At 65.0% G+C, this 23,590-nt stretch carries 18 protein-coding genes and 1 pseudogene; 14 read left to right on the forward strand and 5 right to left on the reverse strand.

The genetic code is table 11. The features are described 5' to 3' along the window. Both BJ988_RS27800 and BJ988_RS27805 read left to right on the forward strand, forming a co-directional pair. The gene (locus tag BJ988_RS27800; protein ID WP_179661045.1) at positions 1-861 is read left to right on the forward strand and encodes a sulfite exporter TauE/SafE family protein; all 861 of its coding nucleotides are present in this window, start codon (positions 1-3) and stop codon (positions 859-861) included. Between the two features lie 71 nt (positions 862-932). Next, on the forward strand, positions 933-3,134 hold the full coding sequence (locus tag BJ988_RS27805) for an MMPL family transporter (protein ID WP_179661046.1): 2,202 nt from the start codon (positions 933-935) through the stop codon (positions 3,132-3,134). Between the two features lie 221 nt (positions 3,135-3,355). Here the strand turns inward: BJ988_RS27805 and BJ988_RS27810 are convergent, their stop codons facing one another. The 3 genes from BJ988_RS27810 to BJ988_RS27820 are packed head-to-tail and all read right to left on the reverse strand — an operon-like array spanning position 3,356 to position 7,542. After that, complete coding sequence (locus BJ988_RS27810) at positions 3,356-3,832, reverse strand: PaaI family thioesterase (RefSeq protein WP_179661047.1); 477 nt, start codon at positions 3,830-3,832, stop codon at positions 3,356-3,358. Positions 3,833-3,845: 13 nt separating this feature from the next. Then, entirely contained in the window at positions 3,846-4,466 is a 621-nt protein-coding gene (locus BJ988_RS27815) for a TetR/AcrR family transcriptional regulator (protein WP_218861164.1), read from the reverse strand. A 34-nt stretch (positions 4,467-4,500) separates the two neighbouring features. Then, the gene (locus tag BJ988_RS27820) at positions 4,501-7,542 is read right to left on the reverse strand and encodes an MMPL family transporter (RefSeq protein ID WP_246321593.1); all 3,042 of its coding nucleotides are present in this window, start codon (positions 7,540-7,542) and stop codon (positions 4,501-4,503) included. A 101-nt stretch (positions 7,543-7,643) separates the two neighbouring features. Here BJ988_RS27820 and BJ988_RS27825 point away from each other — a divergent pair, with 101 nt between their 5' ends. Continuing rightward, on the forward strand, positions 7,644-8,276 hold the full coding sequence (locus tag BJ988_RS27825; protein WP_008362719.1) for a TetR/AcrR family transcriptional regulator: 633 nt from the start codon (positions 7,644-7,646) through the stop codon (positions 8,274-8,276). A gap of 257 nt (positions 8,277-8,533) precedes the next feature. On the opposite strand, the gene BJ988_RS27830 is transcribed toward BJ988_RS27825, so the two are convergent. Then, complete coding sequence (locus BJ988_RS27830) at positions 8,534-9,547, reverse strand: AraC family transcriptional regulator (RefSeq protein WP_179661050.1); 1,014 nt, start codon at positions 9,545-9,547, stop codon at positions 8,534-8,536. Positions 9,548-9,586: 39 nt separating this feature from the next. On the opposite strand from BJ988_RS27830, the gene BJ988_RS27835 reads away from it, so the two are divergent. From BJ988_RS27835 to BJ988_RS27885, 11 genes and pseudogenes are all read left to right on the forward strand, one after another. Continuing rightward, entirely contained in the window at positions 9,587-9,988 is a 402-nt protein-coding gene (locus BJ988_RS27835; RefSeq protein WP_292649808.1) for a 2Fe-2S iron-sulfur cluster-binding protein, read from the forward strand. 21 nt (positions 9,989-10,009) lie between these two features. After that, a pseudogene (locus BJ988_RS27840) lies at positions 10,010-11,383 on the forward strand (cytochrome P450); the annotation flags it as partial. Between the two features lie 11 nt (positions 11,384-11,394). Next, the gene (locus BJ988_RS27845; RefSeq protein ID WP_179661051.1) at positions 11,395-12,609 is read left to right on the forward strand and encodes an NAD(P)/FAD-dependent oxidoreductase; all 1,215 of its coding nucleotides are present in this window, start codon (positions 11,395-11,397) and stop codon (positions 12,607-12,609) included. Between the two features lie 368 nt (positions 12,610-12,977). Beyond that, positions 12,978-13,703, forward strand: a complete 726-nt coding sequence (locus BJ988_RS27850) for a transglutaminase-like domain-containing protein (protein WP_179661052.1) — start codon at positions 12,978-12,980, stop codon at positions 13,701-13,703. Continuing rightward, a complete protein-coding gene (locus tag BJ988_RS27855; RefSeq protein ID WP_179661053.1) occupies positions 13,700-15,232 on the forward strand; it encodes an aldehyde dehydrogenase family protein in 1,533 nt (510 codons plus the stop codon). Before BJ988_RS27850 ends, BJ988_RS27855 begins: the two co-directional genes overlap by 4 nt. Next, entirely contained in the window at positions 15,229-16,062 is an 834-nt protein-coding gene (locus BJ988_RS27860) for an SDR family oxidoreductase (protein WP_179661054.1), read from the forward strand. Before BJ988_RS27855 ends, BJ988_RS27860 begins: the two co-directional genes overlap by 4 nt. Positions 16,063-16,114: 52 nt before the next feature. Further along, positions 16,115-17,182, forward strand: coding sequence for a BtrH N-terminal domain-containing protein (locus tag BJ988_RS27865; protein ID WP_179661055.1), 1,068 nt, complete (start codon positions 16,115-16,117; stop codon positions 17,180-17,182). 78 nt (positions 17,183-17,260) lie between these two features. Next, positions 17,261-18,892: a long-chain fatty acid--CoA ligase gene (locus BJ988_RS27870; RefSeq protein ID WP_179661056.1), complete on the forward strand. Its 1,632-nt coding sequence runs from the start codon at positions 17,261-17,263 to the stop codon at positions 18,890-18,892. 55 nt (positions 18,893-18,947) lie between these two features. Then, positions 18,948-19,619, forward strand: coding sequence for a PaaI family thioesterase (locus BJ988_RS27875; protein ID WP_218861165.1), 672 nt, complete (start codon positions 18,948-18,950; stop codon positions 19,617-19,619). Positions 19,620-19,648: 29 nt separating this feature from the next. Next, positions 19,649-20,410, forward strand: coding sequence for a 1-acyl-sn-glycerol-3-phosphate acyltransferase (locus tag BJ988_RS27880; protein WP_179661057.1), 762 nt, complete (start codon positions 19,649-19,651; stop codon positions 20,408-20,410). Between the two features lie 120 nt (positions 20,411-20,530). Further along, positions 20,531-21,937, forward strand: a complete 1,407-nt coding sequence (locus BJ988_RS27885; protein ID WP_179661058.1) for an IS1380 family transposase — start codon at positions 20,531-20,533, stop codon at positions 21,935-21,937. A 400-nt stretch (positions 21,938-22,337) separates the two neighbouring features. Here BJ988_RS27885 and BJ988_RS27890 read toward each other — a convergent pair whose 3' ends face one another. Next, positions 22,338-23,579, reverse strand: a complete 1,242-nt coding sequence (locus BJ988_RS27890; protein ID WP_179661059.1) for a PucR family transcriptional regulator — start codon at positions 23,577-23,579, stop codon at positions 22,338-22,340. Positions 23,580-23,590 lie beyond the last annotated feature (11 nt).

Consider the following 23,590-nt stretch of genomic DNA (forward strand, 5'->3'; position numbering starts at 1 on the left):
ATGACCCTGCTCGTGGCTGCAGCCGCCGGTGCGCTCATTGGGCTCTCCTTGGGGGCACTCGGCGGTGGCGGATCGATCCTGGCCGTACCGGTGCTGGTCTACCTGCTCGACCAGTCACCCGCCCAGGCGACCACTGGATCGCTGGTCGTGGTCGGCCTCACCTCCCTGATCGGGGCCGCCGCTGCCCACCGGGAAGGCAATGTGCTGCTCGGCCGCGGGTTCGTCTTCGGGCTGGTCGCCACCGGCGGAGCGGTGCTGGGAGCGGCGGCATCTTCCCGCGTCCCGGAGGACCTCTTGCTGGCCGCCTTCGCTGCCCTGATGCTGCTGGTCGGTGTGATCCTGGCGTGGCGTCAGATACGTCACGGTCAGGACAGTCAGAGCAGTCAGGACAGTCAGGACAGTCAGGACGGTGCCGCGGGGCATGCCGCGCGCCCCGCCCTAGATGACCCGATCATCACGTTCAGCCCGACCTTCGCCTGCCAGTGCCCCCGGGCGCTGAAGGTACTGGGCACCGCCACGATCGTCGGCGCCCTGACCGGGTTCCTCGGCGTCGGCGGCGGCTTCTTGGTCGTCCCAGCACTCCTGTTGGCGCTCGCGCTTCCCATCGAGTACGCCGCAGGCACCTCGCTGGTCGTTATCACCATCACCAGCGCCGCAGCCCTCGCCGTCCGATCCGGTTCCGGTGTCCAGCCGGACTGGACGGCCGTCGTCGTCTTGACCGCGGTCTCCGCGGCGGCAGCCGTGGCCGGAGCACGACTGGCCGACCGGGTCGACACCGGCCGGCTCCAGGCGGCATTCACCGTCCTGGTCCTCGGCGTCGCTCTCTACACCGCGACCCAGGTGCTGCCCGCGCTCGCCTGAACCCGGCCCCTCCCACGTATCCCAAGGCCCACGTATCCAAGCTTGTCCATCACACACGGAACGGAACCTGCATGAGCACCACCACGGCCTCCAGCCCCACGGCCGGGCCCTCAACCCCGCCCCCTACCACCGCCGGCCCCTTGGGACGTCTGGGGATCTGGGTCACCGAACACGCCAAACTCGTCACCGTGGTCTGGCTGTTGACCATCGTCGGCCTCGGCGCCTTCGCCCCTCAGGTCGAGCACAACCTCTCCGGTGCCGGCTGGCAGGCCAACGGCTCAGAGTCTGTGCAGGCCCGCGAACTCGCACGAGAACACTTCGGCGGCAACGCCTCCTCCGCCATCCAGGTCGTAGTCCGCTCCACCGACGGACGGGTCACCGAAGGTGAGGGCCAGCAGGTCCTCGCCGAGGTCACCGACATCCTCGAGGCCGAACCGCGCATCGCCGACGTCCTCGCACCCACGCCGGGGGCCACCCTCTCCCAGGACGGCTCCACCGCGATCGTTCTGGCCGGCGCCGGCGCCGACACCAACGAGATGGTCCGCGTCGCCACCGACCTCAAGGCCGAACTTCAAAACCTCTCCACCGACACAGTCGAGGTCAACCCAACTGGGTCCTCGCTGCTATGGAGCGACTTCAACGAGGCCAACCTCGACGCCATGCTGAAGTCGGAGTTCATGTCCTGGCCGGTCACTCTGGCCATCTTGGTACTCGCCTTCGGCGCCCTCGTGGCCGCCGGACTCCCACTGATCCTCACCCTGGCTGGCCTTGTCGCCTCGGCCGGTTCCCTGGTGCTGATCAACGAGCTCGTGCCCGTCTCCATCTGGGCCATGAACTTCGCAATGATGTTCGCACTCGCTCTGGGCATCGACTACGCCCTCTTCTTGGTCGTGCGCTACCGCGCCGCCCGCGCCGTACGCCGCGAGGCTAACCGCGCCGCCGGCCGCCCCGACACCCGCGAAGACCGACAGTGGGCTATCGCCCAGACCATGGACACCGCAGGCAAGGCCGTGCTGCTCTCCGGCCTCACCGTCCTCGTCTCGCTGTCCGCGGTCATGCTGGTGCCCTCACCCTCCTTCCGCTCCATGGCCGGCGGCATCATGCTCTCGGTGGTCTTCGTCCTAGCCGCCACCCTCACCCTGCTGCCGCTGGTGCTGTTCGGCCTCGACGACCGAATCAACAAGCTCGCACTGCCCTGGTCCCGCGCTGGTGAGCACCGTTCCTCGGCATTCGCCGCCTGGGGCGAGCGACTCTGGAAGCGCCCCGTTGCCTGGGGCCTCCTCGCCACGGTCATCCTGCTCGCCCTCGCCGCCCCGATCCTCGGCCTGAAGACCGCAATGCCCTCCATCAAGGTGCTGCCCGAGGACGCTTCTGCCCGAGTCGGCTACAGCCAGGTCCAAGACGCCTTCGGCACCGGCGCCCCCGGTACTTTGCAGATCGTCACCGACGACACCGACGCCTCGGCCGCCAGCGCAGCACTCAAGGACGACCCCGGCATCGCCGCTGCCATGCCGCCGATGCCGGCTGCCGACGACAGCGGACTGGTGCTGATCCAGGCCGTTCCCTCCGTGGACCCCTCCGACCCCGCACTCAGCAACACCGTCGACCGGCTCCGCACAGACCTCCCCGACTCCGCCGTCCTCGGGGGCGCCGCCGTGGAGAACCTCGATCTCAAGGCGCAGCTCGACGAGTCCACCCCGCTGGTCATCGGCGTCGTGCTCGTCCTCGGCTTCATGCTGCTCCTCATCGCACTGCAGGCCCCGCTCATCTCCCTACTCGGCACCCTCGCCAGCCTGCTCTCCACCGCGGCGGCGTTCGGTGTCGCCCGGCTGATCTTCCAGGAGGGACACGGCGCCGACCTGCTCGGCTTCGAACCACAGGGCTTCCTCGACGCCTGGGCGCCGGTGTTCTTCTTCGCCATGATCTTCGCCATCGCGATGGACTACACCGTGTTCCTGCTCGCCTCGGCCAAGGAGCACTACGAGCGCTCCGGGGACCCCAAGGACGCCATGATCGGCTCACTTGCCCACTCCGGCCGGGTCATCTTCGCCGCCGGCGCGGTCATGGTCGCGGTCTTCTTCACCTTCGCCCTCTCCGGCCCCATCCCGCCCAAAGAAATGGGCGTCGTCCTCGGCCTCGCCGTCCTCCTCGACGCCTTCCTCGTCCGGCTCGTCCTCCTACCGGTCATGCTTCGCCTTACCGGCAAGGCCGCCTGGTACACCCCCGCCTCGCTGCGGAAGATCCTGCCTAACATCACCTTCGCCCATGACTGACCGCGGATCCGTGGGCTGGAACCCGATCGAAGGATCCGATTGTCATATACCGACAGTCAGGCGGGCGTCTCCCGGTACCTTCCGCCCGCTGGTCACCGCCGCGGTGCCCTCGTGCGCTCCCCGCTCATAGCCCGCGTGGTGCAACGCGCCGAGTGCGGGCGAGGGTCTTCTCATCCAGCCTGGCCATGCCACAGGGGCATTGGCTAGCGTTGTGGATCGCCTCAGATAGCGGAGCTCGGGCGTGCCTGAGTGAAGTGCTCGGCGTCGACTGTAACGAACACAGCCGTCGATGTGGCGGCGGTTCGCCCGTCGAGTGCGGTCACCTTGGCGTTCACGAACAGCTTACGGCCCTCGCGCCGATCTACCCGGGCCTCGAGTCGGTATGTCGTCCCGATCAGGACCGGCGCGAGGTATTCGACCACCAGTTGGCGAGTGACAGCTGGTTCTCCGACCAGGTAGAGCAGGAAACCGTAGAGGTCGTCAAGGACGGTGGCGACCGCGCCGCCGTGCGCGATGCCGGGTGCGCCCACGTGGCGATCGTCGAAGACGTGGGTGGCCACCACGAGATCGCCTTCGCGATGCACGCTCAAGTGATGGCCATGAGGGTTGTCAACGCCGCAGCCCAGGCATTGCTCGTGGTGAGCCGGCAGGTGCGCGCCATCTGGATGGGGGCCGATTCTTTGCTGCAACGCAGTCATGAGTGCTTGAAGGTCAGCCACGGGTGCTGCCGTTCAGAAGGCGTGCCCAGCCGGTGAGCAGTTCTGCTTGCCGATCGGGACGTGGCGCCAACAGCCGTGCGACACCCCGTCCGAGGACAAGGTCCAAGGTCAAGCGAACTTCGATCGGGTCGTCGCTGATATAGGTGCGACAGATCTCAGCGAGCTCCGCGTTGACACGCTCCTCGGCTGGGACCAGCTCCTTACGCAAGCCGGGGTCCGAGCGCGCGGCCACCCAGAGCTCGAGACTGGCCGCGTACAACGGTCCGGACAGGGCCTCAGCTAGCAAACCCAACGCCGCTTCGCGTTCCTGGGTGACCGTCGTCAACGTCTGGAGTTGGGCCCCTTGTGGTGCGATCCGAGACATCTCCGTCCGCACCCTGCGCATGCGTTCTTGCGCTAAGTGCTCGACGGCGGCTACCACGAGTTGGTCACGGGTTCCGAAGTGGTGCAGTTGGGCCCCGCGGGACAGCCCGGCTCGCTCCGCCACGGCGACACTGGTGGTGCCGGCATATCCCAGGTCGGCAAGGCAGGCGATGGTCGCGTCCAACAGCGCGCGTCGGGTGGTGGCCGAGCGTTCGGCTTGTTTTCGCGGTCGTCGCGTAGCTACCTTCATGCCCGAAGCGTACATGCATGCATGAACGTATGTACTAGGCCGAGCTGGCTTTTCTGATCTGTGTTCCCTTAAGCCCAGGGTTCTGGATCTGGCGGGCAGGCCACCAGTTGTGGTCCTCAAGCAGGGCGGCACAGGCGGGAACGATGAGGCTGCGGACTACGAAGGTATCGAGCAGCAGTCCGGCTGCGACGGCGAAACCAGTCTCGACAAGCGTGACCACGGGAGAGGTGAGCAGCGCGATGAAGGTGCTCGCAAAGATGATTCCTGCGGATGTGATCACCGGGCCGGTCAGGGTCACTGCTTCGGCAACGGCGCCTCGAGTCAGGGTGGTGCCGTTCTCGCGCATTCGGCTCATGAGCAGGATGTTGTAGTCGGCGCCAACGGCGACGAGCAGCACGAACGTGATCACTGGGACGGCAAACTGGATGTCGTGGCCAAGGATGCCTTGGAAGACCAGGGTTGTCAGGCCAAGGGCCGCGGCGCAGGATAGCGCTACAGAGGCGAGCAGGTATAGCGGCGCGGCCAGGGAGCGCAGGGCGATGATGAGGAGGAGCAGGACGATCAGAAGCACCGCCGCGAGCACAAGTTTCGCGTCTTCGTACAGATAGCGGTTCAGGTCGGCGCCGAGTCCAGCGGCCCCGGTGCCGCTGACGGTTGCGCCTTCGAGACGTGTCCGATTCAACGCGTTTTCAGCGGCTGCCTGGGATTCTTCGAAGCGGCGCAGCCCATCCGGGCTAAGAGGATCTGAGTCACCGGTTACCTGGATGCGGGCAACGCGGCCATCGGGGCTCAGGAATACGCTGCGGGCGTAGGCGAAGCGCTGGTCGTCTAGGGCGCTCGCGGGCAGGTAGAAGCCACCAGCCTCTGGTGTGTCGGCCTGACGGTTGACCGTGCGCAGGTAGGACTCAGAGGTCTCCAGGTTCTGGGCGAGTTCCTTGGTCTGGCGGATGAGGTCCTTGATCCCCGGCGCAAAGGCCTCGGCGTTCTCAGCGATCTGGGAGGTGCCGTCCGCCATCTGCCCTAGACGGGTGCGGAGGAGGCGCTGTCCTTCGGTGATCCTGTCGGCACCCCGCTCGGCCTGGCTCAACCCGGAGGCGAGATCGTTGAGGCCATCGGCGAGGCTTCCTTGTTTGCGGGCGATCAAGTTCGCTCCGTTGGCTGCCTCCTGCAGTCCTGGGAGGAGTTCATCCTTCATGCCGCGGTGGATGTCGGCAAGTCCTTCCCTGGACCTGCGGCAGATCGGGTCTGCGGTGCACAGCAGGTCGCGGTCGAGTGCCTGGACGATCAGGCCGATGCTACTCACGACCACGGTGACTTGGTCGTGAGCGGTTTGGATGCCTGTGGCCAAGGCGGCAGCGCCGGTCTGCAACTGGCGGGCGCCGTGCGCTGCGTCACGCGTGCCCTCGGTAGCGCGGCCGAGACCGTTGGCGAGATCGCTGGTTCCGTTCGCAAGTCGGTCGGCGCCGCCTTGGGCGCGGCCGGCGCCGTCGGCCACCCGGCTGATCGCGTCGGCTAGCTGGGCGCTGCCCGAGGAGAGGCGTTCGAGATCGGGCTGACCCTCCTCCAAGCCATCGCTGGCCCGACCCAGCCCGGTGGCGAGGCGCTTGAGCTGTCGCGCGATCGACGCTGGTTCTAGTGGCTCACCTGCCGGCTGGGTGATGCTCCGGACGCTGGAAACACCATCGACCTTGGCCACGGCTCGGCTGACCTCGTTGAGGACTGCCAGATCCTTCGAATTGCGCATGTCATGTGTGGACTCCAGCAGCAGGTAGTCCGGCAGGGTCTCGTTGCGAGGGAAGTGGTCCTCCAGCACCGCCAACCCCTTGTTGCTCGGCGTGTCGGGCGGCTGGGAGTTCCGCTGGTCGTAGGAGATCACCATCGTCGGAAGAAACGCGGCAAGCACAACCAACACGGCGGTACCGGCAACAAGCACCCGGACCGGTCGGCGCGCCACGAGGCGGCCGACGCGTGACCACGCCGACGTCGGTGCTGGCGTGCGCGCCGGCCCGATCCTGGGGCCGAACCAGACCATCAGCGCGGGCGTGAAGGTCAGACTCACCGCAACGGTGACCGCGACGCAGATCGCCATCGGCGGTCCGGTGGTGGAGAAGATGGCCAGCTTGGTGAATCCCAGACATATCGCGGCGAGGATGACCGTGCCGGCGGACGCCACCAACGCCGGTCCTACTCTGGTGGCTGCCTCCTCGACGGCCGGCAGCGCGTCGACTCCGCGCCCGTATGCCTCGCGGAATCTGCTGATCAAGAACACGCAGTAGTCAGTGCCAGCGCCGAGCACGATGGCGGTTACGAACGCGTCGGTGTAGGTCGACAGCGACATTCCTTGCATCCCGGCCCATGCCAGCACTCCCCGCGCGCACGCCAGTGCCACCCCGATCGATACCAGGGAAACCAGTACAGTGGTGACGCGGCGGTAGATGATCAACAAGATGATGACCAGCAGCAGCCCGGAGACCACCGTGATCCTTACCGAGGCCTCGTTCACCTCGGTGGTCAGGTCGGTGATCATCGCTGGGTCCCCGGTCACATACGCGCTGCTGCCACGGGGCACGGACAGGTCGGCGACCCGTTCTCGCAGCCAGTGGATGTCCTGTTCGGAGTCCGGCGATCCGATGCCACTGGTCAGCCCGGCCACCAGGTAGGCCGCCTGGCCGTCCTTGCTGACCAAGTGTCGCCGCGCGTCCTTGTTGCCGACGAAGTGCTGCACTTCGGAGACCCGCTCCTGGTTCGCACCCAGGGTGCGAACCAGGTCGCGATACGCAAGCGTGTCAGCCGCGCTCAGGCCGTTCTCGTTGCGGAACACGATGTAGGCAAATGACTCGGTGCGCCCCGAGCCGAACGCCTCGTCCATGTCGTGCAACGCGGTCAACGTCGGCGCGTCCTCGGGCAGAAAGGCCGCACTGCTGCGCTCGACCACCGACGGCAGCGACGGCAGGCCGAGAGTGACCGCTGCAGCCGCGACCAACCAGCCGACGACGACCAGACGCGGGAAACGGATTCCCGCCGTGCACAAACGGGCCAGACGACCCGGCGCCCCAGCATTCACGGATGCCTCCATGATTTGTATCTTGAGTTTGTACTCGCAGTACAACATAGGCTGAGGCTGCTGTCGATACCCTCCGAATACGCAGTGTCACTCGTCCGGAAAGGTGTGTGGAGATGCGGCAACTGCCTGCCTCCATCGCAAGCAAGCTCTACGGAGCCGCGGAACTGATCGCCGAGCGCGGAGTCGCCGAGGCCAAGATGGACGAAATCGCGGCTGCCTCCGGCATCCCTCGCGCAACCCTCTATTACTACTTCACCGGTAAGGATGAGATCCTCGCCTTCCTCCTCACCGACATGCTCGAGGCAATTGCTGGCGAGGTAGCGGCAGCTGTTGGGGCCACCGGAAGCGCCCGCGTCCGCCTCGAAGCTGCGGTCCAAGCCCAGATCGCCGTGATGCTCGACCAGCCCGCCGCATGTCGGGCGCTCGTTGGTGACCTCGGCCGAGCCACCAGACTTCCTGCGCTCGCTCACGCCCTCCAAGAAGCATTCCGCCGTCCCATCGAACAACTCCTTGCCGAAGGCGCCGCCGACGGATCGCTACACGTGCAGCCCCACCCAGAAGAGGCATCCCTGGCGATCTTTGGGGCCATCACAGTCGCCGGTCTGTATCACGCAGTTGAAGACAGCCGCCCCTCTGCAGAACAGGTTGCGAAACGAGTTCTCGGCGTTCTGATGCAAGGGCTTGGCGGCCAAAAGGAACCACGCACCACTGATTGCCCTGCTAGCGCGACTGACGCTCAGGCCTGATGGTGAGATGGCCTCTGAGTGCATGCCCGGGGGTAGCGCGATCACGACCTCGTTCCTCGGCTCCCTGCCGCCCCCACCGCTCAGTCTGACCCGACCTGGGACTAGTTGATGTGCCCGCTGAGAGGACACCCCAAGATTGGGTCGCTCGCCGAGGTCTCAATGCCTGTGCTGCCATGCAGGAGCCCACCTAGACCACCTGGCTCTGCGGAACCGGCGGACTGCGGCTGCATCAGGTCTGGTGATTCAGTGCGGAACCGTCACCACCTCAGGCATTCTTGTCGGAACTGGCTTGGAGACTGGCCAGTCCATCGCTTGAAGGCGTGTGAGAAGTTGGTCAGGTCGCTGAAACCGAGTTCAACAGCTATCTCGCTGACCGACAAGGATCGGTCGAGCAGCTTTAGCGAGGCCCGCTCCAGCAACGACGATTCGAGTATCTCTCGGAACGTGGTGCCCTCGTTGAGGAGACGTCGCTTGAGAGTGCTGGTCGAGATTGACAGTTCGTTTGCGACCGACTGACAGGTTTTTAGTCCGGGGCCCTCGTCTATCGACAGTCTTACCTTGGTCGCGTATGACGCCGGTCCGATCCGGTGCTCAAGGGATTTCGACAGATCGGCGATTGCGTGTCGGTATGCAACGGGGTCGGAGAACCGGCAGACCTCGTTCAGGACCTCCGTGGGCACATACAGGAACGTCATGGGCGCGTTGAAAACCAGGTGTCCTCCCAGCGCGTCCTCATGCTGGGTCGTGGAGGCGGGCGCCGGCCAACTGGTGTGCAGCCTGACGGTTGACACGTCGCCAGCGAGCATTCGGATCAACCGCAGGAGCGCGGAACCACAGTAGGTGACGACCAGGCAGTCCAGGTCCGGATCGCCCGTCTGACCTGTGAGCCCGACCGCAAGGCCGTCGTCATTCGGATGGAACCGCGTACTGACGGCCGTCGTAATCAAGGGAAGATACGTGAGCAGTTCCATGACCTCAGCGACCGAGCCCGCACTGATCAAGGGAAGACTCAATGGGCCGAATGAGGTCAGCTGGGCCTGATCTGCGAACGCATGGCCGAGATGGGTCGCTTGATCGGCGTCCAGGTTGGGGTACACCTCCCGGAACCATCGAGCCGGTGCCTGGCCGCCGAGTTGCAGCAGGGTCGTCTCGTCGGCTCCCTCGCGAACCATGATGGCGCGGAACCGTGCGGCTGCCTCTGCGTCGAGAGTTGGGCTCTCGAGCAGCTGTGCGAAAGCCGTGTAGGGCACGCCCGCGTCGCTGCCGTTCAAAGACACTCCTTGAGCCGAAATCACAACTTTCTGACTCGTGTGACCATAGCCACAGGGCGCATCCGCGACAAGAGTTTGTCCAAGGCTTTGCGGCCCACAACAGCACCAGGAGAGTTGATCATGACAGTGGTTAGGTTTGTGTCACACGACGGGAAGACGCACGCGGTGCCCGTTGAGGAAGGGCAGTCGTTGATGCAGGTCGCGACGAACAACGCGGTGCCTGGCATCGACGGTGACTGCGGTGGAGAAGCTGCGTGCGGGACCTGTCACGTCATCGTTGATCCGCAGTGGTCCGAATGTGTCGGGCCGCCCGGCGCCGACGAGGAGGAGATGCTCGCGATGAACCCTGAGCGTGAACCGACCTCCCGGCTGTCTTGCCAGATGGTGGTCTCCGACGTGTGGGACGGGCTGAGCGTCCGGCTTCCCGAATTTCAGATGTGACGACGAGAACGGGTTGAAATGATGAAGATTCCTGAGGCAATCACGGCCAAAGTTCAATCCTCCATCCCGATGGAGCGCCAGATTCAGGGCGCGCATCTCTACGACAAGACCATGAGATGGGTGAGAGGTGCGAACGGCGACAGGATGTTCGTAGAACGTCCTATCCCGCCGGTCGACGAGGTGGAGCTCGCGGACATCGACGTCAGCAATCCCTTCCTGTATCGGCAGGGTCGATGGCAATCCTACTTCGAGCGCCTGCGCAACGAGGCCCCGATCCATTATCAGCCCAACAGCCCGTTCGGCCCGTTCTGGTCGGTCACTCGTCACGCCGACATCATCGCCGTTGACAAGAACCATGAAGTCTTCTCGGCCGAACCTTTGATCGTCATCGGTGTTCCACCTCGATTCCTCGACATCGAGATGTTCATCGCGATGGATCCTCCGCGTCACGACCTGCAGCGACAGGCGGTCCAAGGCGTTGTCGCGCCGAAGAACCTGCGCGAGATGGAGGGCCTCATCAGGACACGTGTCCGCGAGGTGCTGGACGATCTTCCTGTGGGTGAGCCCTTCAACTGGGTGCAGCGAGTATCAATCGAGCTGACGGGCCGCATGCTCGCCACCTTGCTGGACTTCCCGTACGAGCAGCGTCAAAAGCTCACCTACTGGTCAGACCTTGCGTCGTCGATGGAGCAGGCCAACGGTGGCCCCTCGGACAACGACGAAGTCTTCCATGGAATGCGCGACATGGCGCGAGGTCTCAGCGCGCTCTGGCATGACAAGGCGGCCAGGACTGCTGCCGGGGAGGAACCCGGCTTCGATCTGATCACCATGCTGCAGAGTGACGACAACACCAAGGATCTGATCGACCGCCCCATGGAGTTCCTCGGGAACCTGGTGCTGTTGATCGTCGGCGGCAACGACACCACCCGGAACTCGATGAGTGGCGGGGTTCTAGCGCTCAACCAGTTCCCGGACCAGTTCGAGAAGCTAAAGGCCAACCCCGACCTGATCCCCAACATGGTGTCGGAGATCATCCGCTGGCAGACGCCGCTCGCCTACATGCGCAGGGTCGCGAAGACCGATACCATCCTGAACGGCCAGTTCATCCGCAAGGGCGACAAAGTCGTCATGTGGTACGCGTCTGGTAATCGCGACGAGACGGTATTCGATCGGCCAGATGAGCTGATCATCGACCGGCCAAACGCACGCAACCATATCGCCTTCGGATTCGGTGTCCACCGTTGCATGGGCAACCGGCTGGCCGAGTTGCAACTGCGCATTCTCTGGGAGGAACTGCTCCCGCGCTTCGAGAACATCGAAGTCGTGGGTGAGCCGGAATACGTGCAGTCCAACTTCGTGCGGGGTATCAGCAAACTGATGGTCCGACTGACCCCAAAAAGCAGCGCATGACCGCGCTGAGAACGGTGATTGTCGGAGCAAGCCATGCCGGCGCGCAACTCGCGGCCAGCCTGCGCCAGGAAGGCTGGGACGGCGAGATTGTCCTGGTGGGCGATGAGTCGCCAGTGCCCTATCAACGCCCACCACTGTCGAAGGCCTATCTGGCTGGGAAGAGCGCCTTCGAAGAGCTGGAAATTCGCAGTGCGGAGTTCTACGACAAGCGGAAGATTAGCCTTCTCGATGCGAGGGTCGAGGCGATCGACCGCTCTGCTGGCCACCTGACGCTGAGCAGCGGCCAGTCGCTGGCCTACGACCATCTCGCGTTGTGTACCGGCGCGCGTCCGCGACGGTTGCTCGTCCCAGGTGCCCATCTTTCCGGTGTTTGCTACCTGCGCACCGCCATGGACGTGGACCTGATCCGAGCAGCCGCCCAACCAGGAAGCGTGGCCGTGATCGTTGGCGGGGGGTACATAGGGCTCGAGGTGGCAGCCTCGCTGCGCGCCCTGGGGCTGGACGTCACCGTGCTCGAGGCGACCGAGCGTGTTCTCGAAAGAGTCACCGCTCCCGAGGTCTCAGCGTTCTTCCAACGGATCCACCAAGAGGAGGGTGTGAGCATTCGAACCGGAGCCCTCGTCGAGGCCTTCACCGGTGAAACCAAGGTCCGCGAAGTGCTCCTGTCCAATGGCGAGGCCGTCCCTGCAGACCTCGTGATCGTTGGCATCGGTGTCGAGCCGAACACCGAGCTCGCCGCATCAGCCGGCTTGGAGGTCGACAACGGTATTGTGATTGACGACCGTGCTCGGACAAGTGACCGGAACATCGTTGCGGCCGGTGACTGCACGAGTCGATACATGGCCTCCTACGGCGGTCGGGTCCGCCTGGAATGCGTTCCAAGCGCGGGGGAGCAGGCCAAAGTGGCCGCAGCGACGATCTCTGGAAAGTCCAAGGAGATCGCTGCTCTTCCATGGTTCTGGTCGGATCAGTACGACGTCAAGCTCCAGATCGCTGGGCTCAACACCGGGTTCGACGAAGTCGTCCTCAGCGGTGACCCGAAACTGGACCGTGACTTCACCTGCTTCTACCTTCGTCAAGGCGAGCTAATCGCTGCGGATTGTGTCAACCGTCCCCGTGACTTCGTCGTCAGCAAGCGGCTTCTGACGCAGGCGTCTCGGGGCGTTGGGCGAGCCGAGCTGACTTCGGCTGTGAGTGACGCGGGTGCGTAATGCCGTGCGATCCGGGCTCGTCGCGAGCCGGGCGTGCTGGAGCGGAGGGCTCCGGGCCAACAGCGAATCCCATGGCAACGAAGAGTGGACCTATCGTCGAGAGGACATTCGATGACGACCTGCCTATCGTGTTCGGGCAGACAGAGCCCTGCGCGCGGTCCGAGACCAGTTGCCAGTCCGCGACCTCGCACCAGTTCGGGCAGGCTCCGGTCTCAAGTCGGTTCAGGAAACTGTCAGGCTCCCGTCTCTTGGCCACGTCATGGACTGCTCCCGATTCGGACCAGTCTCACCCGGGCCAAGAACAAGCGATGGGACAACGCCTCGCTACCGGTTCTCGCGGACGAGTATCCGATGACCTTGGAGCGAGGATGAGCTGCAGTCCGGCGTCGTTCCTTGAGGCGACTGAGTTCCTCGACATCGAGCACGAAGACATCCGCGCCTTCACCGAGGCCACCGTTGGTGACGCGTCCGGCGACAGGGAAAAGGCGAGGCGCCTCTTCGCTGCCGTCCGGGACCAAGTCTGGTACGACCCCTACACCGTTTCGGCCGACCCCGCCCACTACCGCGCGAGTTTCGTCCTCCAAGCGGGCCGTGCCTATTGCGTCCCGAAAGCGGTCCTCTTGACCGCAGTGTGCCGTGCAGCGGGAATTCCAGCGCGGTTGGGGTTCGCTGATGTGCGCAACCATCTGCAGACCGAATCACTGCGAAAGCTCATGGGCGGCACCGACCTGTTCGTCTATCACGGATACAGCAGTCTCCACATCGACGGGAGATGGCTCAAGGCCACCCCGGCATTCAACGTCGAACTATGCGCTCGTTTCGGCGTTCCACCTGTGGAGTTCGACGGCGAGCACGACGCGCTCATGCACGCTTTCACTGGGGACGGAACCCAGCACATGGAGTACGTCCGCGAGCGCGGCGTCTATGACGACCTTCCCCTGGCCGCGATCCTGACCGAGCTTCGGAACACCTATGGATCGATGGTCGAGGCCTCGCCGCAGGCGATCGACGACGCCTTCACCGCAAAGCCCGCCAGCCAGGTCAAACCCGGTGGATCCTCACGCCGGTCCACTTCGCCTCAGGAGGATCAATGACCACCACAACGACCTCAAATAGCGCACTCGAGGTGCGCAACCCGTCCGACGGTCAGCTGGTGGGAACCGTGTCCGTTGACGACCGTGACGCTGTGAACCGCCGCGCCACGCAGCTCCGGCTGGCCCAACGTGCATGGGCCGAGGCTGGTCCGCGGCAGCGCTCCAAGTGGCTGCGCCTCTGGCGCGACTGGATCCTCACGCACTCCGATGAGCTCACCGACCTGCTGCAGGCCGAGACAGGCAAGGTTCGTCCGGACGCGCTCGTAGAGACGACCGCCTCGTGCGAGTTCATCACCTACTACGCCGACCATGCCGAGGAGTTCCTCGCCGACGAACGGGTCAAGACCGCGGGTCTACTCAGCCTGCCGAAACGACTGTCCAAGATCTACCAGCCCTACCCACTCGTCGGTCTGATCACCCCGTGGAACTTCCCGATCACCCTGTTCCTCATGGACGCAGCCCCCGCACTGGCTGCCGGTTGCGCGGTACTGGCGAAGCCCTCAGAAGAGACACCGCTGACCTGCGCGCGGGTCATCGACGGCTGGCGCGAGATCGGCGCGCCACCCGTTCTCGCACATGTCACAGGAGCCGGCGACACTGGTGCCGCAGTGGTGGATGCCGCCGACTTCGTCCAGTTCACGGGCTCGACAGCGACAGGGCGCCAGGTCGCCCTCCGCTGTGCTGAGCAGTTGAAACCGGTGAGTCTGGAGCTGGGCGGCAAGGATCCGGCGATCGTGCTGGAGGACGCCGATCTCGCTCGAGCGGTCGAGGGCGTCGCCTGGGGTGGCCTTTTCAACGCAGGGCAAGTCTGCATCTCCGTCGAACGCGTGTATGTCGTTGCTGCGGTCTACGAGGAATTCGTGGCCCGCCTGACACAGCGCGTGCAGTCCCTGACCCAGGGGGCGGATGCCGGCAACGATGTTGGTGCGATGGTCACCGCGAGACAAGTTGACATCGCGGATCGCCACGTCAGCGAGGCGGTGGCCGCGGGAGCGAAGGTAGTGGCCGGCGGCAAGCGGGGTGCGGCCGGGAACTACTACACGCCAACGGTTCTTGTCGACGTGGATCACACGATGTCCTGCATGACCGAGGAGACCTTCGGACCCACGATCCCGGTGATGTGCGTCGCCGACGAAGAAGAGGCCATCCGACTGGCCAACGACTCGACGTACGGATTGTCGGCGACCGTGTGGACTCGTGATCGTGCTCGCGCCCGCCGTGTCGCACGGCGCCTGGAGGCCGGCGCGGTCAACATCAACGATGTCTTCAGCAACCTCTTCGCGATGACGTTGCCTCATAGTGGCTGGAAGGCCTCCGGGATGGGCGCCCGGCTCGGAGGAGCCGACGGGCTGCACAAGTACTGCCGCGTCCGAGCGGTCACCGAGCCGCGACTTCCAGTCCTGGCAAGAGAGCTCACGTGGTACCCGTACTCCGCCTGGCGTACGGCCATCACCGCAAAGATCATGCGCGCAGCAGCCGGACGCGGCCTGAGTCAACGCCTCGGCCAGAACAAGGAGCACCGCAGATGACGCACGCCACTTCCTTCCCCGCCAAGACGATCGCGATCACTGGAGGCGCCCGTGGCATCGGCTACCAGACGGCGAAGGAGCTGACCGAACGCGGCCACCGCGTTGCCATCGGCGACATCGACGAGGCCCGTATCAAGAAAGCGGCGGACGAGCTCGGTATCTCTGTTGTGGGCCATCTCGACGTCACCCACCCCGACTCGTTCCGGGCGTTCCTCGACATGGTGGAGGAACAGCTTGGCCCCCTCGATGTGCTGGTCAACAACGCGGGCATCATGCCCACCGGACACGCTCACGAGGAGGACGACGCCGTCACCCGGCGACAGGTGGAGATCAACGTCCTCGGAGTGATCTTCGGGACCAAGCTCGCCCTCCAGCGGATGCTGCCGCGGCGGGCCGGACACATCATCAACACCGCATCGCTGGCCGGGGAACTGCCCGTGCCTGGCCTGGCTACCTACTGCGCCACCAAGTTCGCAGTCATCGGATTCACCGAGGCAGCACGGCAGGAGTACCGCAAGTCCGGGATCCAACTGTCCACCGTGCGACCGACATTCACCAACACCGAGCTCGTCGCCGGCACGGCCGGAGCCAAGGGGCTGCGCAACGCCGAACCCGAAGAGATTGCTCGCGCGACAGCCGAGCTGATCGAGCATCCCCGTCCCTTCGTACGGGTCACTCGCCTCGCCGGCGGCATGGTCGCAGCGATGAAGTTCGTGCCCGGACGGGTGGCGTCCGCGCTCGGCTCTGTCCTGGGCACGGACTCGGTCTTCCTCGACGACGTCGACATGGTCGCCCGCCAGACGTACCTCGACCGCATTCGGAACAACTGACCCCCAACTCCAGAACCATTCGGCACGAAGAGCACAAAGAGAAGGACGCCACATGCCCGTCAATGCCTTCATCCAGGACTACCCCCATCGACTGGGGGGACACTGCGGCTCCGGTGCGATGCGCGATCTGCTGCACTGGCACGGTCTGGGATGGGATGGACCGCCCAATGAGGGCCTGGTCTTCACGCTCGGCGGCGCTCTAGGGCTCTCGTTCCTCCGGTCGAGCGAACTCTTCCCCCCGCTGTACCTGGTGGGGCGAGGTGCTGACTTCGAAATCGATCTACCGACGCGACTGGGCGGTGTCGTGCAGGTCCTTACCACCGACGATCCCGCCGAGGGATGGTCGTGGGTCCGTAACGAACTCGACGCCGGTCGACCCAGCCTGATTTGGGGAGACATCGCCGAACTTCCGTACCTCCGTGTCCAGCTGCAGATGAGCCGTCACGACATCGTCGTCATCGGCTACGACGAAGACGAACAACTCGCCTACGTCGTGGACAACGACCGCGCCGAGGTGCAGAAGGTGCCTTTGGACGCCTTGGCCCGGGCACGGTCCTCAACGGCATTCCCACAACCCACGCGTCACTGCACGTACCGCATCACCTGGCCGCCGTCCCTGCCCGCCATCGAGGAAGCCGCCGCGGGCGCGTTCATCCGGTGTGCCGGCAACATGCGCGATCCGTCACAACACAGCATTGCCGGCCCCGCCACAGCCGCGGTCGGTGCCGAAGGCCTGAAGGCGGTTGCTCTGTTCGCTGACGACATCGCGACCTGGGCGGAACTTCCCGACGACGAACTCGGACTCTTGTTGTTCAGCCTGGGTGCCTTCATCGAGAAGGCAGGCACCGGCGGCGGGCTCTTTCGGCGACTGCTCGCAGATGGCTGCGCAGAAGTCGCACGTCTGACCGGCGACCAGGCGACCGCTGAGGCTGCGACCGAAGCTGCCCGTTGCGCACAGGGCTGGACAGAAGCCGCCCGCGCTGCGGTCAAGCGCGACACCCACCCACGTTCGCGGATTGACGACGTGGTCCTGATGGCCAGCCGGCTACCGGAGTTGGAGTTGCGTCTCGTCGAGTCCCTGGAGTCTGCCGCAACCTCCTTGGCGGCGGCAGATGGCTGATCATCGCCATTGACGTTCGAAGGTCGGCTATCTCGGAACAACTGTCCGTGCGGATCCACACACGAGTGAAGGAACCTTATGCAGAGCACGATGATGAACGTCCCGTTGACGACCACAGCAATCATGCGTCACGGCGCAGGCGTGCACGGGTCTGCAACGGTGCGGACGCTGCAACCCGATGGAACCGTAAAGGTCGGCACCTTCGCCGAGGTCGGCCGTAGGGCTGCGCAGTTGGCTCACGCGTTGCGAGGCTGCGGAATCACTGGCGATGATCGGGTCGCCACCTTCATGTGGAACAACCAAGAACACGTGGAGGCGTACTTGGCGGTGCCCTCGATGGGGGCGGTGCTCCACACCCTGAACTTGCGCCTCGCCGCGGAGCAGATCACCTACATCGGCAACCACGCCGAAGATCGAGTGATCATCGCCGATGGCAGTCTCGTACCCCTCCTGGCTCCGGTGTTACCGCAGATCACCAGCGTGCACACCGTCGTGGTGACGGGCAACGTCGATCTCACTCCGCTACGCAGCAAGGACGTCACGGTAGTGAGATACGAGGATTTCATCTCGGGTCAGCCCGAGGCCTTCGACTGGCCCGAGCTCGATGAAGGCACGGCGGCGGCCATGTGCTACACGTCCGGGACCACCGGCAATCCCAAAGGAGTCGCCTACAGTCACCGGTCGACCTACCTGCACTCCATGGCCGCCTGTCTCGCAGACGGCCTCGGTATCGGCGCCGGTGACCGCATCCTCGCGATCGTGCCCATGTTCCACGCCAACGCTTGGGGCCTGGTCTATTCCGCCTTCATGGCCGGTGCCGACCTACTCATGCCCGAGCGTTTCCTACAGGCCGAACCGCTCGTGCGCCTGATCGGTGCTGAGCGACCCACGATCGCCGGAGCAGTCCCGACGATCTGGAACGACGTCTTGAACTTTCTGGAGTCCAACCCAAGCCACGATGTGTCCTCGCTCGGTCTTGTCGCCTGCGGTGGCTCTGCGGTGCCCCTGCACCTCATGAAGACATTCCAAGAGAAGTACGGTGTCCAGATCGTCCAAGCATGGGGAATGACTGAGACCTCTCCGCTGGCCGCCGTCGCCCGTCCGCCCGCATCGCTCGACCCGTCCGAGCAGTGGCAACTGCGTGCCACCCAGGGGCGTCCGGTCGCTGGAGTGGAATTGAGGATCGTCGACGATGCGGGCCGAGTGCTGCCCAACGATGGCGCGGCGGTGGGGGAGTTGCAGGTGCGCGGGCCCTGGATCAGCGGCGCCTACTACCGGGAGGAGGACGACGGAGAGAGGTTCCACGACGGGTGGTTGCGCACCGGCGACGTCGGGCGCATCAACTCACGCAGCTTCGTCACGTTGACCGACCGCACCAAGGACGTGATCAAGTCCGGAGGGGAGTGGATCTCTTCGGTTGAGCTTGAGTTGCACCTCGCCGGTCACCCCGACGTTCTGGAAGCCTCCGTGGTGGGGGTTCCGGACGCGAAGTGGCAGGAGCGGCCACTGGCCGTCATCGCCGTACGCGAGGGCAGGGAACTCACACCGGCTCAGCTTCGTGACTTCCTCGAGGACAAGGTTGCCAGGTGGTGGCTGCCGGAGCGCTGGAGCTTCGTCGCCGAGGTACCGAAGACGTCGGTCGGGAAATTCGACAAGAAGCGCCTACGCGCACTGCATGCCGACGGCGAACTGGCCGTCATCGAAGTCTGAGAAGTATCGCTTCACTCGGACAACTCGAAGCCCGACGAATAGAGAAGTGACACGGATGACGGCGATTGGGAAGCACAGCAACCAGATGACGCCCGTTGGCGGTAGCGAAGGCGACGTCTCCCGCGAGGGGGGAGTGATCTCTCGCTGGGCGGCGCACCTCGCCGGTCAGCGCCCGGTGGAGATCGGCCAGACGCTGCCCCCGCACTCGCCGGACTGCGCCGGATGCGGGCCGGATAATCCGGCCGGCCTGCATCTCCGTGCGGTCCGCACCGCGTCGGGAGTCGAAGCAGTCCACTGCTTCGACGAGGCGCATGTAGGAGCCCCAGGTATCGCGCATGGAGGGGCGGTCGCACTCGCGTTCGACGACTTGTTTGGGTTCGTGCTCTACACGGTCGGATCGCTCGCCGTCACTCGCAGCCTTACCGTCGAGTACCGAGCACCGTTCCGGTTGCGCCAGCCGTACACCTTCTGCGCCAACGTGGCCCAACGGGAAGGACGACGGCTGCTGCTCCACGCCGAGGCGCGGGACGACAATGGACGGAAGGTCGGATCCGCCGAGGCCACCTTCGTGGTCGTCGGTGCTGAACATTTCGCCGCGAACGCTGGACAAGGAATGAGCCCCGGCGAATGCGACCTGCAGATGAGAGATCCGAGAGGTCCGAGCAACGTGCCCAGTTCAGTAGCGGTGTCCTACGTGCACAGCCAGCCATCGGTGGAGGTCCAGTGAGGTTACCTGCGTTTCTACCTGGGTGGGGCGTGGCGTGGTGGATCGCGTTCTTGGTCTGCAAGCCGGCGTTGGTCTTGGTGCGCCGTCGGGACTGGCATGGCGTTGAACAGATCCCATCCAGCGGCGGCGTGGTGCTCGCCGTGAACCACGTTTCCCATGTTGACCCGCTGCTCATTGCCGAGATGGTGCTCGCGAACGGAAGGACTCCGGCATTCCTTGCCAAGAGCAGTCTGTTCGGCGAGCGCATCGTGGGGTGGTGGTTCCGTGCCGCCGGGCATGTGGAGGTTGACCGTTCTCGTGGCGCGGACGGATTCGGCGCCGCCTTGACATCTCTCCGCGGCGGTGCGCTTCTTGTCATCTATCCCGAAGGATCGATTACGAGAGACCCCGACGGCCGCATGATGGATCTCAAGACAGGAGCGGTGCGGCTGGCACTCGAGTCAGGAGCACCGTTGATTCCGGTGGCGCAACGAGGCGCTCAAGAGATCCTGCCCGCCTATAGCCGGCGCCCGAGGCTGTTCAAGCGGACGACCGTCAGTATCAACGTCGGTCGTCCGCTGGACCTTACCGATCTCAGAGAGCGAGGACTTGAGCCTGAAGCGGTCAGCGCAGGAACACGTCGGCTGGCCGACACGCTTGCCCGAATGTTGGAGCAATTGTCGGACGGGCGCGGCACCGGTCTGTCTCCGTCGCTCGACTTGCACGTGGGTCGTGACGATCACAAGCGGTCACGCAACGACTTCGCCCGCCAGCAACTGCGATGCCTAGATGCGTCACAGAGCGGTCCGTAGCCTCGACGATTCACAGCGCGGTGGCCTGATCGGCGTGTAGAAGCACCGAAGTGCCTTCTGAGCAGGAGAAACTTGGACTTGCGACAGTTCAAGAACTCTTGATCGGAAGGCACTCGGTAGGTGAAGCATAGAGGATGGTCGACCGGTCTGGTGGTGACCGGCGATGGCTCGGGCGTGGCAGCCCACGCGGGCAGTGCCGCGGTACGCCTCCTGGCCGACAAGGTCGGCCTCACCGAGGACCTGTCCCGTGCGCTGACGCGGCGCTCGAAGACGCCACGGCATGACCGCGGGGGCGTGTTGCGGGATGTCGCGGTGATGATCGCTGATGGTGGCGAGGCGATCTCGGACATCGACGTGCTGCGGCACCAGGGTGGTCCTCAGGGTGTCCTCGGCGCGGTGGCTTCGCCGGCGACGGTGTGGAGGATGCTCGATGAGGTGAGCCCGGGCCGGATGAAGAAGATCGCGACTGCTCGTGCTCGGACCAGGCGTCGGGTCTGGGCTGGTCTGCCGGGTGGTCTGCCTCGATCGCGGGTCGCTGGCAAGCAGCTCGATGCGGGTGTGGTAGTCCTCGATGTCGACGCCACGATCGTGGTCGCTCACAGTGAGAAAGAGCAGGCAGCGCCCACGTTCAAGAAGACCTTCGGCTACCACCCGCTCGGGGTCTGGTGCGACAACACCGAAGAGTTCCTCACTGCCATGTTGCGCACCGGGAAGGCAGGGTCGAACACCGCAGCCGACCATGTCGCCGTGCTTGCCGACGCGATCGCGCAGGTCCCCGGGACCCATCGCAAGCACCTGCTGATCCGGTGTGACGGTGCGGGTGCCTCCCACGAACTGGTCGCCTGGCTCCAGGACCAGAACCAGGTCCGTGGCCGCCGGGTGGAGTACAGCGTCGGGTTCGCGATCACCGAGCACATCCGCACCGCGATCAACCTGGTCCCGAAGAAGGCCTGGGTCCCGGCCATCGACGCCGACGGCGAGGTTCGTGCCGGTGGCGACGTCACCGAGATCACCGGCCTGCTCGATCCCGATCTCCTCGCGAAGTGGCCGGCGGGGATGCGGGTCATCGTGCGTCGTGAGCGTCCCCACCCGGGTGCCCAGCTGTCGCTGTTTGAGGAAGCCGACGGCTGGCGCTACCAAGCCTTCGTCACCAACACCGACCGCGGCCAACTGGCGTTCCTCGAAGCCCGACACCGGGCTCACGCCCGGGTCGAGGACCGGATCCGGCATGCCAAGGACACCGGTCTGGGACGGTTCCCGTCGCGGGAGTTCGCGATCAACGCCGCCTGGCTCCTGGCGGTCCAGATCGCCGCGGACCTGATCGCCTGGCTGCGACTGATCGGGCTCAACCAGACCGGCCTGGCGTCCGCGGAACCGAAGGCGTTGCGTTACCGGCTGCTGCACGTGCCCGCCCGCCTGACTCGCTCCAGCAGACGACGACATCTGCGGATCCCCGCGACCTGGCCCTGGGTCGCCGACGTCGTCAAGGTCTTCGCCCGCATCGCCGCGATCCCACAACCAGCCTGACCACGAACCGTCCACCCCGAGACACCAAGGAACCCGGAGAACCGCAGCCCGGCAGCGCCAGCCGGCCGCTCATGCACCCCTGAAGTCGAGACCGCCCACCCCATCGAGAATCACGCGGCCAGATCCACGGCGTCATCACCTCGATGAAAGACCGAGGGTAGTAGGCCCGACTGGTTGGGTCCTCCAGGGCGTCGAACGCGGGGAGGAAGAACACGCGTTTGAGCTGCAGCCGGACCTCGGGCCGGTACATCAGGCCCTTCGGGACTGCTGCACGTAATGGTGACAGTTGGGTTAGGACGCCCGGGTGACGGTTGTGGTCATGATGGTCTCGCAGTCGATCAGGGTCAATTGGGCGAGTCGTGATTGGCGTCGTCGGCGGTGGTCTTCGGATCGCGGCGGCTCAGGCCGGGCTGCCAGGTGAATGAAACAGCTCCCGGTGCTGGATCGCCAGCCGGAGCTCGTCCCCGGTCTTGGCTACCGGCCGGTCCAGTAGATCCTCCGCCCGGCCAAGCCGATACCGGATGGTGTTGCGGTGCACGCAGAGTTCCTCGGCTGTGTCCTCCACGCTTCCACCGTGTGACAGGAAGGCTAGAACCGTTTCGCGTATCCGTGCCGTCGGCTCATCGGATGAACCCAGCGGGCCCAGCACACGATCGACGAACCGGTCGACCTCGGGACTGCAGCCGAGCAGCGCAAGGAGCTCGATCTGCTCGTAGCGCATGACAGCTGCTGATCCACCGCCCCTCGTGGCGGCCTCAAGGGTGCGTCGGGCATCATCGTGGCTGCTGACGAACCCCGCCTGGCCGGGGGCGGGTGTGCCGGCATACAGTGCTGCGCTGATGCTCACCAGGTCGGGGGCGAGGTTCTCGAGACCGCCTAGATCCGGCTGGTCACGCGTGCCGATCCAGGCCCACAGTTGACGGCCGCCGGGGTGGACTACAAGAGGACTACTCCCGCCGAGTAGGCTCGCTACCTCGTGGACGATACGTTCGAGCCCGTCGATGGCATAAGCGTCGGCGGTCTCCAGGATCAAGGCGGTGTGCCTCACCGACATCGGATAGCCGCCCAGAGCGGCCGAGGCGTGCCGGGGGTCGGTGGGCTCGTTAGCCAAGAGGGCCTTCACGACTTCGTACTGCCTCGCCGCCACGCCCTTGGTGCGGCGGGAACTCTCGGCATGGAAGATCTCGGTGGAGTCTGTGATCGCTCCGTCGATCCATGAGCTCGCGCGGCCCCAGAAGAAAATGAGCAGCGCAGCATGGTCGATCTGGTCGGTCGGCAGTGCGTTGACGACGCCGGTGACGTAGTGCCATGACTCCTGCTGAGCCACTCTGTACATCTTGATCAGAAGCTCCAGCGGCAGTTGACGGCCGGCGACCTCACGAGCCAATTGACTGCCCGCTTTAGGCAGGTGGGCGTGGAAATCGGGTTGGCCGAAGGCCGCTAGGAAAGCAAGCCAGTGCTCCCTGACGGCGTCCTCCAGGAGCGCGAAAAAATCCGGCGCCGAGGCGAGTTCGGGCAACTCGCGCCGGATCGCGCTGCTGGTCCGGGTGACCCACCGTTCGACCATCTCCGGGCGCAATTCGTCGGCGACGAACCGGGGGAGCCAGGTGGCGAACTCGGCGGGAAGAGCATCGATGGACAACTGAAATCCCT

The sequence above is a fragment of the Nocardioides panzhihuensis genome (assembly GCF_013408335.1).
GTDB lineage: Bacteria > Actinomycetota > Actinomycetes > Propionibacteriales > Nocardioidaceae > Nocardioides > Nocardioides panzhihuensis.